Consider the following 14346-nt stretch of genomic DNA (forward strand, 5'->3'; position numbering starts at 1 on the left):
GCGGGGACCCCGGAACTTTGTCCCACTTTTGTCCAACTTTTGTCTACCTTTTGTCCAGCTTAGGCATTGAACCCTGTCCAACTTTTGGGTAGCTTTTGACCACCTTTTGACCAACTTTTGACCAGCTTTTTTGTGACGAGTGCGATGTAAGGCTGACGGGTTCGTGGGGTGCTTTTCTGATTGACACAGCATTCCAAACCCCGTATAATCACGAACTTTGAAATTGAACCCCCCAAGGAGGCTGGATGTTCCGTATCGTTGAGCGCCAACGCGTAAATCCCGAGGTAAACCGTTTTGTAATCGAGGCTTCCATCATTGCCCAAAAGCGAGAGCCCGGACAGTTCGTTGTATTTCGGTTGCATGAGAAGGGTGAACGCATCCCCATCACTATCGCCGACGCGGACGCGCAAGCGGGAACCATCACCGTCTACGTGCAGGAGCTGGGTAAGACTACATTCGAGATGGGGCGAATGAATGCCGGTGACGAGATAGCCGACGTAATTGGGCCACTGGGTAATCCTACACCCATCGAAAAACTTGACGGCGAGGTGTTCGCCATCGCTGGCGGCGTAGGCTCAGCCGAAGTCCTGCCCATCGCCCGCAAGCACAAGGAAGCTGGCAACAAGGTGATCGCCATTCTCGGTTATCGCTCGAAGGATATCGTGATCCTGGAAGAGGAGTTCCGCTCCTTTGCAGACGAGGTCTACGTCACCACCGACGACGGCTCCTACGGCCGCGAGGGGTTCGTGACCACCGAGCTTGCCGACCATCTGGAAAAAGGTCGTCCCATCGCCGAGATCATCGCTGTAGGCCCTGCCATCATGATGAAGGCGGTCTGCGATTTGACCCGCCACTATAACATAAAGACGATGGTCTCGCTCAACTCAATCATGATAGATGCCACCGGCATGTGCGGGGTTTGCCGGGTAGAGGTCGGCGGTGAGACCCGCTACGCCTGCGTGCACGGACCGGAGTTCGACGGCCACAAGGTGAACTTCGATCTGCTCTTAAAACGTCTGGCCTCCTTCAAGGAAGAAGAAAAGATCTCGCTCGAACGCTACCAGGCCGCGGTTGGAGATGAGCATACCCCTTGGGGGGCACAAGATGCCTGATACCAAGATCCCCCGTCAGGCGATGCCCAAGCAGAGACCAAAAGAGCGTATCCGCAACTTCAACGAGGTGGCATTAGGCTTCAGCGCCGAACTTGCCCAAAAGGAGGCCGAGCGCTGCATCCAGTGCAAGAAGCCCTTCTGTATAGAGGGCTGCCCGGTGGAGATAGATATTCCCGTATTCATCGAGCTCGTAGCAGAAGGAGATTTCGAGAGCGCTCTGGCCAAGATACGCGAGACCAACCTCCTGCCCGGTGTTTGCGGCAGGGTCTGCCCCCAGGAGGAGCAGTGCGAGATAGTTTGTGTTCTCTCTAAACGCTTTGAGCCGGTCGCAATAGGCCGGTTGGAGCGCTTCGTTGCCGACTGGGAGATAAGAGAGGGTAAGATGGACGTTCCCTCAGTGGCCCCATCTACCGGGCACAAGGTAGCGGTAGTCGGTTCGGGTCCGGGCGGACTCACCGTGGCTGCGGACCTGGCCAGGCTGGGACACAAGGTAACGTTATTCGAAGCGCTGCACAAACCTGGCGGCGTTTTGGTTTACGGCATCCCCGAGTTCCGTCTGCCCAAGGCGATCGTGGCGCGCGAGTGCGAAATACTAGAAAAGATAGGCGTGGAACTCAAGCTCGACTTCGTGGTCGGCCGTACCGCTACGGTGGACGAGCTCTTCGAGATGGGATACGAGGCTTGCTTCCTTGGTCTGGGTGCAGGGCTTCCATGGTTCATGAACATACCGGGCGAGAACCTGGTCGGGGTCTACTCGGCCAACGAGTACCTTACCCGCATCAACCTGATGAAGGCCTATCTGTTCCCTGAGTACGACACCCCAATCCGGGTGGGTGAGCGTGTGATAGTAATAGGCGGCGGCAACGTGGCCATGGACGCGGTTCGTTCCAGCCTCCGGTTGGGAGCCAAGGAGGCCCACATCATCTACCGCCGCTCCCGTAAGGAGATGCCCGCACGTGACGAGGAGATTGAGAACGCCGAGGACGAAGGGGTCATATTCAACTTCCTGCTCAACCCTGTGCGCTACATAGGCAACGAGGCCGGGCGCGTGAAGCAGGTTGAGCTTTTAAAGATGGAGCTGGGTGAACCGGACGCATCCGGCCGCCGCAGGCCGGTTCCAATCGAAGGCTCGGAGTACAAGATGGACGTGGACACGGTGGTGGTGGCTATCGGCAATGGGGCCAACCCCCTGGTTCCCTCCTCGACCCCCGGTCTTGAGACCAACAAGTGGGGCTACATCGTGGCCGATGCAGAGACCGGCAAGACCACCAAGAAGGGTGTTTGGGCTGGCGGGGACATCGTGACCGGTGCGGCCACCGTAATCCTGGCCATGGGCGCCGGCCGCAAAGCCGCCCGCTCTATGCACGAGTATCTCACTACCGGCGAGTGGTAACCACAGATTTCGCAGATTGGCACAGATTATTTTGGTAGGGGCACGGCATGCCGTGCCCCTACGGTGTTCAGTAGATTGTGGGGCCAGCCGAAAGGCTGGCCTACTTGTGCCCACTTGACATTCAAATAATTAGATTCATAATATAACAATTTACACGGAGGCGATAGAAGTAAATGAAGCCCTTAGATGGTAAAACCTTAGAAGCCTTAGCTAGCCTCATTTGTGGTGATGGTGGTCCTCATTACAGGACAGGTAGGGAGCTACATGTGTTTTTTAGGGACGCAGGCTTAGATTGTCCAAACCATGATGGCTCAACTAGATGGTGGTGGGCTTTAGAAAGGTTAAAAGAATATAACGCAGATCCTTGGGGTGAGAATATAGAAAGGGTTGTATTACGGCTAGCTAACCCTAAAGAATATGTGGGGAAACCAGAAGTTTTAAATGAAGTAGTTAATAGATTGAATAAGATTCTTGCGATTGAAGGATTAAAAGTTATTCTTGAGGGTGTGATACCCAAAGTTAAGGAAATCACCGCCTCAATTCCTGAACCAGAGCCTTCTCAAAAACAGTTTGCGATACCACTTCCCGATTTTGCAAAGCTGACTGCTGATGCGACCCTAGCTCCTTATTTAGAAAGCCGATGGAAGGAAGTCGTTATCTGTGTTGATTCTGGTGCTCATCTTTCAGCGATTATTTTGATGGGCAGCATTCTTGAAGGTGTTTTTCTTTCTCTTGTAGCGAACAATCCCGGTCAAGCCAATACCACTACTGCGGCACCTAAGGATAAGTCAGGAAGAGTTAAAAAGATCAGGGATTGGACTCTAAGCAATCTTATAGATGTTTCACATGAGTGTGGTTGGATTCAGCAAGATGCAAAGGAATTCAGTCACACTCTACGCGATTATCGGAATCTCGTTCATCCTTGTGAGCAGAGAAAGCGTAAGGTAGTGCCGGACGAAGATACTTGTAAGATATGTTGGGAGGTTGTCAATGCGGCAATCAGAGATATTCAAAAATACTTAGGGTTGGTATAATGGTTTTCGGGCCGACCTAATACCCGAAGGGGGTACGCTGAGGTCGGCCCCTACGAGGTTCTGCGATCTTTTTCGCGTAGCGGAAAAGGAGCATTTGTTCCCCTCCCCCTAGCCCCCTCACTCGACGGGAGCACTAACGCCACCAGGGAGGGGGATTTTACACCCCACGAATCTGCTCCGCAGCTTCGCGGGGACCCCAAGAATCCTAATGAAGGTTGCAACAACGCGGTTGTTGCACTCCAAATAATTCACTGTATAATCCCCCAAAACACGAAGGAAGTAACATGAACGCGTTGATTGTATCAATTGCTCTTATCTCGGCCCCTTGGCACTTCGGACTTAACGCAGGCTGGAGCGCAGGACTATACGGGATCCAGGAAGCACAGGGTACGTACCTAAATCCCAACACCCACGTTTACGTGGAGGGCAGTCGGCCGGCTATCCCGCCTCCCGGGTTTTTCCATCTGGGCATCTCGCTGGAAGACGAGCGCTCCATCGGTTTTGCCCTCGACATCGTCACCCATTACAAGAACTACACGGTTACTGTGCTGGTGGACAGCCTCCATAACCTGGGTGTACCTTATCTCCTACCATCCCGCATCGATACCACTGCCCAGGTTCCTTACCTGCACACCCAGTTCGCCTGGGGCGTCCAGAAGACGTTGGGCGCCGCCGAGGGCAGGGTGCTCTTTCCTCTCGGTCTGCAGTTAACCCACAACTGGTTCATCCCTGCCGCTACCGACTCTCTGGTGAACCAGTATGTCAATGATCTCAGCAAGGATATCCCCCGCATCATCGAGCTTTACAACAACCCCGAGGAAGCGATCAAAGAGATCATCGAAAACGAGAAGCGCATGGGGATGCGGCTTAACCTCGGTCTCCAGGTGGCGGCGGTCAAAGTCGAACACTTCAGCTGGCTCTTCGGCCTCGACCTTGACTGGAACGTCCTCTTCGTGGCAAACGGGAACGAGATCGTCTTCTATCCGGAGTTCGGGCTTTCCACTGGGTTCAGGTTCTAATTTACCCCAAAGAAACACGACGTGTTTCGTTGGGGACCCCTTGCTTTGATTCCCCTCTGGTAGTTGCGCGGGATGGGGTATTGACAACTTCCAGGTTCAGCCTTATAGTTACCTTATTGAAAAGGAGGCGTGCATGTTGAAAAGAATAACCATTGCACTCGTTGTGTGCACATTGCTTATCCCTGCGGTTGCCGCGGCATCCTATCGTTTCGGATTCGGCGGCAGGGTTGATCCGGTCTCGGGCGGGCTTGAGTTCCGCCTGTTTGTTCCGCTAAAGGAGCAGGCTGCTTTGTTCGTGGCCCCTCACGGTATAGGGGTGTTTACCTACGATGAAGGCGGTCAGGATATATTCTACAGCGTCGGCCTCAGGGGCGGGGTGATGTTCTCACAGGATAAGTGGCTTTCACCTTACGTCGGGCTGGGTTTTGGCAGCACGGGCGAGATCTACGGATCCAGCAGCTATATTGGATTGGGTGGACGTATCTACGTGGGAGCCAGTATAGCTCCTTTGCAGATCCTTATGCAGATCCTTGTCAAAGACAAGGATCAAGGTTTTGACAGGTTCAGGGTTGAGCTTGAAACCGGATTCCTTTACAGACGCGATATGAGTTCCAGTGCCTACGGGACCTTCGAGGAAGCAGAAACTCGCTTCTGGTTCCCTGATATTGGTTTCGGGATAAGCTATAACTGGTAGGCGCGGGTATGTCCGGTTCCATGACCTGTAAAGTAACACTGCTGCTTTTGTTAGCGGCTGGGCTTAGCACGCCAGTTCTGGCTGAACAGGGTGTCGGCATGCATGCCGATTTCCTTGGACAAGGCCTCGCTTACCGGCTTCTTTCTGCGGAAGGCCTTGGGTTTGAGATCGTGGCCCGCGGAAGGTTAGATAACCCTGTTACCAGCCCTTCCACCTACCACGTGGCTGGTGCGCTGCGCATCCTCAAGATCGTGAACCCGGATAACCGATTCAGGATTTATCTGGGTGCAGGGGTGGGCGCATGGTATGTGAAGGGGTGGTTTGAAGACTGGGATGACTATGAGTATGAAGATTACTGGGACTGGTGGTCACTGGAGACAAAATGGGGGCTTTCCACCGCCTTTATTGTGGGAGCTGACTGGCTCCTCTTCAAGATGGGCAAGGACAGGTGGCTTTCCGTTACCCCAGAGGTTCAAGGCGGCTTCTACTCGCGACCTTCGCGGTCTTACTACGGCAGGGATTACTACAATGAACCCTACTCCTTCGCCTCGCCCGGGGTGGGCATAGGCTTGCGGTACGTTTGGTAGATGCTCTTTTGAGCTTCGCTCAAAAGGAGCAATGAAAACCGCAGATTACGCGGAATCTGTAGGGGCGACTTATACCCTATGAGATGTACAACATCTCACGGGGCAGGCCCTGCGTCGCCACTACCTTGCTCAAATCCTCAAAGCCTTGTTTTGCCTCGTAAGGGCGGGAACTTGTAACCAGCCCCTACCGTGAAGAAGGGATAGCCGTCGCCGTCATCGAAGGTATCAATGAAGGAGTTAATCTCGGCACCAGCGAATATTGACCAGCGGGGAGAGATGTGAGCGGTGGCAAAAACGTCCAGAAAGAAAGGGTAGTACGGGGCGCCGAATACTATAAAATGGGTTCTTGCCCCCAGGGTCACCCGCTCCTCGCGCCCTATTCCCAAAAGAAAAGCAGGCGAAAAGGTTGGTTCTCCCATCATGGGGTTAAGTTCCAGCTTCACCGCAGGGGCGATCGGTCCTAAGGGCAATGCTGTTTGAAACCCTATACCGGCGTCGGCGAACCCCAGGTAGGCGGTGTTGAGCCCGACCGCTCCTCTCACGTACGGTTTGAGGTATTTCCCCACCCCGTAACCTATTTCTCCGTCGCATCTTATGCCGACACCATAAACGGGGTCACCACCGTCAAGCACCGGAATCAGGGTGGTATGCAGTCCTAGGCCGGTATCAAGCTGCCATCCCGGCTCTATCCTTGCCGTACCGTAGTAAGGGGAGACGCAGCTAGTCATTAAGACCGCCAAGGCCAGAGCAACGAAAGGAATGTATCTCTTCTTTCGCATCAAGACATCCTCTTATCTGAAGAAGGAATAACCTACTCCAAGTGTTGTAAGGGGAAAAGCTTCGCCCTGGAAGGCACCAATCACACTGGTCGCTTCCAGTCCCACAAAGATCGACCACGGGGAAGAAAGATGTGTGTTAACAAAAATCTCCATAGAGGAATATGGTTGATCTCCTGGATTGACAACAGCTAACTGTGTTCGTATCCCCAGCGTTACTTTCTCTGCACGTCCGATTCCTAGAAGAAAAGCAGGTGAGAACGTAGGTTCCCCCATATGGAGATTTATTTCGGCAAGCAGAGCGGGGGTTATGTACTCAACAGGTAAAGACAGTTGAAGTCCCACCCCTGGGTCCAGGAAACCTGCATCCAAACTTACTCCGCCTCCTAACCGAATGTACGGGCTCAGGTACTGACCAATCCCGTAGCCGAGTTCTACATCTCCACGTACACCGAACTCCTCGGTTGACACACCGCATATGGGAACCACCACGAACGTACTCAGGGCCGCTCCGGCATTGAGGTTCAATCCCGGCTCTATCCTTGCCGTGCCGTAGTAAGGGGAGACGCAGCTGGTCATCCATATCCCTCCGATAAGGATAAGTGAGAGGGTGATGAGGTGTATTTTCTTTTGCATAAAACCTCCTTCTAAGAATAGTGTAAGGAAATGTATTCTATTGTCAATATGTGTTTCCGAAACATTATCCGGCCTTCCATTCCCCCAAAACCGTCAAATTTCGCGCAAAAAGTGCGCCGAATTGCATTCAAACCTGACGAGTAGGACTCAAACCTGACTTAAGGACTCTTCCTCATTGACATCCATGCCGATTTTCCTATAATCACGGCTAATGGAACAATCTCCTGCGGTGAAGTTTTTCTTCAAGCGCTCGAATCCTTACCTGCCTGTGCCCATGCGAATCAAAGATATACGAGTGGAGTCCGAGGACGGGATGCTTAAGACGTTTGATCTGGAGTTCGTAAGCCCCGAAGATAAGGAATCTTTCAAGTTCCTGCCCGGTCAGTTCTGCGAGGTTTCTATCTTAGGCAAAGGGGAAGCGCCTTTCGGTATCGCGTCGGCACCCACCGAGCAAGACTACGTGCGGTTCACCGTAAATCGCGCTGGTTTGGTCACAAATACCATGCACCAGCTTGATGCAGGCGATCCCACCGGCATGCGCGGCCCCCTGGGAAACTGGTATCCCCTGGGGCGCTTCAAGGGTTCCAACCTCGTGATTGTCTCGGGCGGCTTCGCGTTTACTACCCTGCGGTCGGTCATCCGCTGGCTTCTCGACGGGCACCGAGCTGATTACAAAAACGTTACCGTTATCTACGGTGCGCGCACCCCGGGTATGCTCTTATATAAAGACGAGCTGGAGGAGTGGTCCAAGCGCGACGACATCTCGATTCACCTCACCGTGGATAAAGAGGCCGAGGGGTGGAAGGGTCTTGTGGGTTTCGTTCCAACCGTCACCGAGAAGATTGCCCCAAGCCCGAATAATGCTCTGCTTTTAATGTGCGGGCCACCTGCGATGATACGCTACACCCTGCCCGTGGTTACGAAGCTAGGCTTCAAACCGGAGCAGATCTACACATCTCTTGAGCGCCGCATGAAGTGCGGGATAGGCAAGTGCGGGCGCTGCAACATCGGGCATTACTACGTGTGCAAGGACGGGCCGGTGTTTTCCCTCGACCAACTGGAAGCCCTGCCCCACGAGTATTAGGAGGAATTTTGGGAGAAGATAAGGTCATGAACGAAAACCAAGACGCGGAAGCGGTTGAAGAGGTCACCAAGGCCCAGGAACCGAAAGTGATCAAATTTGATGAATTAGACCCCAACTTCAAATACGAGATTCAGGCCGAGCCTTCGGGGGAGTTCATCACCAGGTGCTATGCGTGCGGAACCTGCACCGCATCCTGTCCGGTCCGCTCAATCGAAGAGACCTTCAACCCCCGACGCATTATCCACATGGCGCTTCTGGGAATGAAGAAGGAAGTGCTATCTTCTGAGTTCGTCTGGCTCTGTTCAACCTGCTATGCCTGTTTCGAACGCTGTCCCCAGGACGTGCGCATCACCGAGATGATGAACGCATTAAAGAACCTTGCCGTGAAGAACGGCTACATCCATCCCGCGTTCACCGCACAGATAGATCTTATCCAGGGCCACGGCAGGCTTTACGAGGCCGATTCGTTCGTCAACAAGAAGCGCGCAAAGATCCGCTTGCCCGAACTCACCGAATCACCGGACCCCATAAAGGCCATCTTCAAGGCCACCGGACTTTACGAGTATTCTACGGAAGCAAAAGAGTCCAAGGAATTACCTCAATCTGGGAATACCGAGGGAGGCTCTAATGAGTGACGCTAAGCGGAAGTACGCGCTCTATCTAGGCTGCACCGTTCCTGTTCGTGCGCAGAACTACGAGCTCTCGGCCCGACTTATCGCCAAGCACTTCGGTATCGAGCTCGTTGACATCCCTGAATTTACCTGCTGCGGCTTTCCTATCAAATCCGTGGATCAGCGCTCTTCCTTAGTCATGGCCGCCCGCAATCTGGCCCTGGCCGAGAAGCAGGGGCTGGACATGGTCACTTTATGCACCGCGTGCACAGGTACACAGGTCGAGGCCAACCACGAACTTAAGAACGATTCCGACAAACTTGCTGAGGTGAACAAGATTCTTAAAAAAGATGGTTTGGAATACAAGGGCACGGTGAATGTCCACCATTTCGCGCGGCTGCTCTACGAGGACGTCGGCATCGACCGCATCAAACAAGAGGTTAAGGTTGACCTGCAGAACCTTGCCGTGGGTGCGCATCCTGGATGCCACTTCACGAAGCCATCAGAGGCGTTCGAGGACTTCGACGATCCTGAGAACCCGCACGTCTACGACGATCTCATCAACGCCACCGGCGCTCGTAGCAATCCATACTCGGAGCGGGAACTCTGTTGCGGCGGTGCGATACTCGGTATTCGGGTCGACGTGGCTTACGCCATGGTGGGCAAGAAGCTTGCAAGCATCAAGGAGTCAGGCTCCGAGGCGATGATACTTATCTGTCCGTTCTGCAACGTCATGTACGAGCAGAATCAAAAAAAGATCGAGAAGGAGCTGGAGCAGGGGTTCGCGATGCCCTGTATCTACTATACCCAGCTTCTGGGACTGGCCCTGGGTTATAACCCTGACGAGCTGGGCTTCAAGATCAATCGTGTAAAACCTAGCAAGATCCTTGAGCGGATCGGAGTGACTAGTGAAAAAACAACTACCTGACGAGTTCGAAGACGACATCCCATTAGGGCACGCTCTCTTCCTGATACGGGAAGGGGTGAGGGGTGCCGAGATGATTCCTGAGCTTATGACCTTTCAGATTGACGGTAAGCTTTTCGATCCCGATAAGATAGATGCAGATATCTTAGACGAAGAACTCCTTTCCTCTCTTGACAATCTGCGAGATCTTCTCCGGGCCAAGGCCGAGGAGTGGCCGTCGTGACCCCCAGTAACACACCCTCCCGTACCCGTAACACCCGTAACACAGCACCTCCCTCTGACGCCCGCAATACACATTTTCCTGAGGAGCCGGAACAAAAGAAAATCTCTAAAGCCCAGGCGCGCTACCGCAGACAGGCAGGGGAGGCGGCTGACGCATTCATGCAGTTCTGGCGCAAGACCAAGGAAGAAAGCACGGTACCCACGAAGTACAAGGAGCTGATGCAACTGGCGATAGTCCTGGTGCAGCACTGCCGCCCCTGCATCAACCTGCATACCCAGATCTGCGTCCAGGTGGGGTGTACGCGCGCCGAGATCCTGGATGCGGCTAACATCGCCCTTGCCATGGGCGGCGGGCCGGTCTTTGAATACATCGGATACCTGATGCAGGTGCTGGATGAGTTCGATCCCCCCAAAGAGGCAACCTAGATCTGTTTGTAGGAGGGAGAACAGAAATGGATAAAGACCACACATTTGACGCGCGAGGGATGCTTTGCCCCATACCTGTGCTCAAGACCGCCCAGAAGATAAAAGAGATCGAGATGGGGCAGGTTCTTGAGATTCTTGCCGACGATGAAGGTGCGCGTGAGGACTTCCCCGCCTGGTGCGACCAGACAGGTAACGAGTTTCTGGGCATGGAGGAAGAGGGTGATACATTAAAATTCTACATCCGTCGGAAGGTCTATAGGACTTTCAATCCTTTCTAGGATGGATAGATGACTGTCGGTTTTCTTCTACGAACAGGCCCTTACACGTCTCAGAACGTAGACACCTGCTACCAACTTGCCAGTCGATTTTTGGTCAGGGGGCACGAGGTAAGGATGTTTCTCTACGAAGACGGGGTCTTCAATCTTGACAAAGGAATACAGTCTCCCCAGGAACGCAACCTTGCCGAGATAATGGCTGAACTTGCCCGGAAAGGTGCAAAGATACGGGCGTGCGGCACGTGTGCAAAGTTCCGAGGTCTGAAGAGGACCGACATCATTGAAGGCACAAAACTTGCGGGTATGGTCGTGTTCTCCAACTACGTCAAGGAGTGCGACCGTTTTCTCTCCTTTGGATTCTAGTCATGGAAGCAAAGAAGGTAGCCGTCCTCATCCGTTCGGCTCCTTACGGGATGGCCACAGCTGGCGAGGGTTTCCGCGCATTGATTGGTCTCGCGAGTATGGGAATCCAAACGCACGTTGTCCTTGTAGACGACGGGGTGATGGTCGCTCTAAAGGGACAGAATCCTGAAGCACTCCAGATGCACAGGCTCTCCGATGCCTACTCTCAGTTGACTGAGTTCGGTGCCAAACTATACGTCCACCTCCCTTCCCTCACCCAACGCGGACTCTTGCAAGAAGACTGTATATCGGTAGAATTCCTTGATGATGACAAACTGCGTGGTTTGATCTCATCGGTCGACCACGTTATAACCTTCAGTTAGGTGGGAGTATGGAGAATCTCTACCTTGTGACCCGTTCCACCTTTGAGCGCACGGCGTGGCAGCTGGCTGCCCGTCTGGCCAAGCGAGGCGACACCATCTGCTTTGCCCAGGATGCGGTGCTTGCGGTGAAGGGGCCGAAGGATCTCTCCGAGAAGCTGGCCGAGCTTGAGTCTTCGGGCGTGGCGGTGCGCTTTCTCAAGGAGGATCTAACGGCCCGGGGGCTTTCTGCCCCGCAGGATAAGGTAATTAACTACGATGGGCTTACCAAGCTCATCGAAAACGCAAAGCGTATTATTTCCTAGGAGCAAAGCCCCCAGGACTTTGCTCCTAAAGACAAAGGAGGTAGCATGGCGGAGATAGAAGGATACAATCTTCCCGATGAGCTGTTTTATCACAAGGAACACATGTGGGTTCGCAAGGAAGGCGATGTCATTCGTGTTGGCCTCAACGACTTCAGCCAGAAGCTTTCCGGTGAGCTCTCCTTCATCGAACTGCCTGAGACCTCCTCTGAGGCCCAGGCAGATGAAGTGATTGGCTCATACGAGACCGGCAAGTGGATGGGCAAGATCTACTCGCCTGTGGCAGGAGAGGTCGTAGAGGTCAACGAAGAGCTCGAGGACGATCCTACGCTCGTGAACTCCGATCCCTACGGGAAGGGCTGGATATTTACCATGAAACCAGCCGATTCCGCTGAGGTTGACGCTCTCATGCACGGCGAAGCGGCTGCCACCTGGCTCAAGACGGAGATCGCCAAGCACGCGAAGTAACACCCCACGAACGCACTACGTGCGTCCGCGGGGACCCCGAAAAGTAGTTCTCATTTTGCGGCGAGCGGTAAAAGATCGAAGGCGAACCTAAAGGTTCGCACTACGTGAAGACATTTCTGGAGGAGACAATGGCTGAGAAATTAAAGGTATTTAACCCATACGATAATTCCGTAATCGCCGAGCTGGACCAGGATAGTGAATCTTCTGTCGCTGCAAAACTCTCCTTAACACAAAGCGGCCTGGTAAAGATGCGGGACATCACCCAACAGCGCCGGGCCGAGATACTCAACAAAGCTGCAGACATCGTAAAAGAGCGCTCCGAGGAGTTTGCCCGCACCTTAGTTCTCGAGGTAGGCAAGACCTGGCGGGAGGCCTCCGGGGAGGCGGCAAGATGCGTTAATACCCTCCGGCTCTCTGCAATCGAAGCGATGAAACTGGCAGGCGAGGAGGTTCCATTCTCTTCAGCCAATCACCCCAATAAGCAGGGCTTCTACCGGAGGGTCCCGTGCGGGGTGGTGGCAGCGATCACGCCCTTCAACTTTCCCTTAAACCTCGTCGCCCACAAGCTGGGTCCAGCATTGGCCGCCGGATGCAGCGCGCTGCTAAAGCCTGCATCGGTTACCCCGCTCTCCGGCATCAAGCTAGTCGAAGCTCTCCATGAAGCTGGAGTCCCAAAAGAAGCTTTGCAGGTGGTGATCGGCCCAGGCTCAACCGTGGGCAACGCATTAGTCACTTCACCTGTTCCCCGCATGGTGACCTTCACCGGCTCCAAGGCGGTAGGAGAGGAGATCACCCGTCACGTTGGTCTCAAGAAGATCGCATTAGAGCTAGGCTCAAACTCCGCGGTGGTGATCCTTGAAGATGGTGACCTCGAGCGCGCAGCCAAGCGTATACGCATCGGTGGCTACTCCCTTGCCGGCCAGGTCTGCATCTCCACCCAAAGAGTCTACGTGGAAGAGGAAGTCTACCAGCCATTCCTCGACTTGCTAGTCTCCCAAGTCTCTACCCTCAAAACCGGTAACCCACTCGACGAGGCAACCGAACTAGGTCCAATGATCGAGGGGAAACAAATCGAGCGCATTCTTTCCTGGATAGATGAGGCCAAATCTCGAGGCGCGGAAGTTGTATTAGAAGGCAAACGCGAAAGCTCTCTCCTGGGTCCGTGGATACTCACCCACGTACCCGAAGATGCAAAGCTCATCAAGATGGAGGCGTTCGCACCCTTAGTTGTCGTCAATCCTGTCCGCGACCTCGAGGATGCAATCGAGCGGGTCAACGCCACCTGCTACGGGTTGCAGGGTGCTGTCTTCACCCGCGACCTTAAGAAGGCGTTTCGCGCCTGCGACGGAATAGACGCCGGCGGGGTGCTGGTGAACGAGATCCCTACCTTCCGGGTTGACCTTATGCCCTACGGAGGGATGAAAGGCTCAGGCCTTGGCCGCGAAGGCCCGGCCTACGCCGTCAGAGAGATGACTGAGGGAAAACTATACCTCTTCGATTTATCATGAACACCGGCTTTAGAATCCGTCCTGCGGTCGAGTCGGACATAGAAACGATTACCTCATTGTGCTTAGAAGTTGCGCCATTCGAAGGGACGGGAGAGCCGGGAGAGGTGGAGTTCTACAACAAACTGTTTGCCGAATCAATCAATAATGAGGAGAAGCTGCTTTTGGTTGCTGAAGCTGATTCCCAGATCGCAGGTTTCGCCTATGCCGAGATCGAGCATACACCGGATGATTGCACGCCTGCACCATACATCAGTTTAGATATGATCGGAGTGAGCCAATCCCACCGCGGCCAGGGAATCGCCCGGGCGATTATGAAAGAGGTTGAATCCTGGGCGTGCAAGAAAGGGATGAAGGTAATCCAGCTTGCCGTAGCCGAGGAGAACGTCTCCGCGCTCAAACTCTACGAAGGGCTCGGCTACCGCACCGTCATGCGTAAGATGCAGAAGGAGTTGTAGGACAGGCCTTGCTCTAAACAGAGAGAAGCTCACCCCGAAATACTGTAACAGCCTTGCCACCTAGAAAGACCCTGTCACCAGCCAGGCGAACCTTTAC

The 14346-nt window shown here is 53.9% G+C and carries 20 protein-coding genes; 18 read left to right on the forward strand and 2 right to left on the reverse strand.

Features of this window, described 5'->3' with window-relative positions:
* Positions 1-245 precede the first annotated feature (245 nt).
* The 6 genes from CEE36_09525 to CEE36_09550 all read left to right on the forward strand — a co-directional run bounded on the left by CEE36_09525 (position 246) and on the right by CEE36_09550 (position 5839).
* Positions 246-1112 carry a ferredoxin-NADP reductase gene (locus tag CEE36_09525; protein ID TKJ40520.1) on the forward strand — a complete coding sequence of 289 codons (867 nt, stop codon included), beginning with the start codon at positions 246-248 and terminating at the stop codon, positions 1110-1112.
* Entirely contained in the window at positions 1105-2505 is a 1401-nt protein-coding gene (gene gltA, locus CEE36_09530; protein ID TKJ40521.1) for a glutamate synthase (NADPH), homotetrameric, read from the forward strand. Before CEE36_09525 ends, gltA begins: the two co-directional genes overlap by 8 nt.
* 173 nt (positions 2506-2678) lie before the next feature.
* On the forward strand, positions 2679-3539 hold the full coding sequence (locus CEE36_09535; GenBank protein TKJ40522.1) for a hypothetical protein: 861 nt from the start codon (positions 2679-2681) through the stop codon (positions 3537-3539).
* Positions 3540-3823: 284 nt separating this feature from the next.
* A complete protein-coding gene (locus CEE36_09540; protein TKJ40523.1) occupies positions 3824-4558 on the forward strand; it encodes a hypothetical protein in 735 nt (244 codons plus the stop codon).
* Positions 4559-4691: 133 nt separating this feature from the next.
* Positions 4692-5252: a hypothetical protein gene (locus tag CEE36_09545; GenBank protein ID TKJ40524.1), complete on the forward strand. Its 561-nt coding sequence runs from the start codon at positions 4692-4694 to the stop codon at positions 5250-5252.
* A gap of 98 nt (positions 5253-5350) precedes the next feature.
* Positions 5351-5839 carry a hypothetical protein gene (locus tag CEE36_09550; GenBank protein TKJ40525.1) on the forward strand — a complete coding sequence of 163 codons (489 nt, stop codon included), beginning with the start codon at positions 5351-5353 and terminating at the stop codon, positions 5837-5839.
* A 137-nt stretch (positions 5840-5976) separates the two neighbouring features.
* Here the strand turns inward: CEE36_09550 and CEE36_09555 are convergent, their stop codons facing one another.
* Both CEE36_09555 and CEE36_09560 read right to left on the reverse strand, forming a co-directional pair.
* Positions 5977-6618: a hypothetical protein gene (locus CEE36_09555; GenBank protein TKJ40526.1), complete on the reverse strand. Its 642-nt coding sequence runs from the start codon at positions 6616-6618 to the stop codon at positions 5977-5979.
* A 12-nt stretch (positions 6619-6630) separates the two neighbouring features.
* Positions 6631-7251 (reverse strand): hypothetical protein, encoded by a 621-nt coding sequence (locus CEE36_09560; GenBank protein TKJ40527.1) that lies wholly within the window; start codon positions 7249-7251, stop codon positions 6631-6633.
* Positions 7252-7462: 211 nt separating this feature from the next.
* Between CEE36_09560 and CEE36_09565 the strand changes: the two genes are divergently transcribed.
* From CEE36_09565 to CEE36_09620, 12 genes are all read left to right on the forward strand, one after another.
* The gene (locus CEE36_09565) at positions 7463-8335 is read left to right on the forward strand and encodes a heterodisulfide reductase subunit F (GenBank protein TKJ40528.1); all 873 of its coding nucleotides are present in this window, start codon (positions 7463-7465) and stop codon (positions 8333-8335) included.
* A gap of 26 nt (positions 8336-8361) precedes the next feature.
* Complete coding sequence (locus CEE36_09570; GenBank protein ID TKJ40540.1) at positions 8362-8970, forward strand: heterodisulfide reductase; 609 nt, start codon at positions 8362-8364, stop codon at positions 8968-8970.
* Complete coding sequence (locus CEE36_09575) at positions 8963-9874, forward strand: CoB--CoM heterodisulfide reductase subunit B (GenBank protein ID TKJ40529.1); 912 nt, start codon at positions 8963-8965, stop codon at positions 9872-9874. The genes CEE36_09570 and CEE36_09575 overlap by 8 nt, the downstream gene beginning before the upstream one ends.
* A complete protein-coding gene (locus tag CEE36_09580; GenBank protein TKJ40530.1) occupies positions 9855-10094 on the forward strand; it encodes a hypothetical protein in 240 nt (79 codons plus the stop codon). The genes CEE36_09575 and CEE36_09580 overlap by 20 nt, the downstream gene beginning before the upstream one ends.
* The gene (locus tag CEE36_09585; protein ID TKJ40531.1) at positions 10091-10519 is read left to right on the forward strand and encodes a hypothetical protein; all 429 of its coding nucleotides are present in this window, start codon (positions 10091-10093) and stop codon (positions 10517-10519) included. The genes CEE36_09580 and CEE36_09585 overlap by 4 nt, the downstream gene beginning before the upstream one ends.
* A 26-nt stretch (positions 10520-10545) precedes the next feature.
* Positions 10546-10797, forward strand: a complete 252-nt coding sequence (locus CEE36_09590) for a SirA family protein (protein TKJ40532.1) — start codon at positions 10546-10548, stop codon at positions 10795-10797.
* Between the two features lie 9 nt (positions 10798-10806).
* A complete protein-coding gene (locus tag CEE36_09595; GenBank protein TKJ40533.1) occupies positions 10807-11157 on the forward strand; it encodes a hypothetical protein in 351 nt (116 codons plus the stop codon).
* A 2-nt stretch (positions 11158-11159) separates the two neighbouring features.
* On the forward strand, positions 11160-11519 hold the full coding sequence (locus tag CEE36_09600) for a hypothetical protein (GenBank protein TKJ40534.1): 360 nt from the start codon (positions 11160-11162) through the stop codon (positions 11517-11519).
* A gap of 8 nt (positions 11520-11527) precedes the next feature.
* Positions 11528-11821 carry a sulfurtransferase complex subunit TusB gene (dsrH, locus tag CEE36_09605; protein ID TKJ40535.1) on the forward strand — a complete coding sequence of 98 codons (294 nt, stop codon included), beginning with the start codon at positions 11528-11530 and terminating at the stop codon, positions 11819-11821.
* Positions 11822-11866: 45 nt separating this feature from the next.
* Positions 11867-12286: a glycine cleavage system protein H gene (gene gcvH / locus CEE36_09610; protein ID TKJ40536.1), complete on the forward strand. Its 420-nt coding sequence runs from the start codon at positions 11867-11869 to the stop codon at positions 12284-12286.
* Positions 12287-12414: 128 nt separating this feature from the next.
* Entirely contained in the window at positions 12415-13794 is a 1380-nt protein-coding gene (locus CEE36_09615) for an aldehyde dehydrogenase (protein ID TKJ40537.1), read from the forward strand.
* Positions 13791-14249 (forward strand): hypothetical protein, encoded by a 459-nt coding sequence (locus tag CEE36_09620; GenBank protein TKJ40538.1) that lies wholly within the window; start codon positions 13791-13793, stop codon positions 14247-14249. Before CEE36_09615 ends, CEE36_09620 begins: the two co-directional genes overlap by 4 nt.
* Positions 14250-14346 lie beyond the last annotated feature (97 nt).

The sequence above is a fragment of the candidate division TA06 bacterium B3_TA06 genome (assembly GCA_005223075.1).
Classification (GTDB): Bacteria; Hydrothermota; Tepidihabitantia; order B3-TA06; family B3-TA06; genus B3-TA06.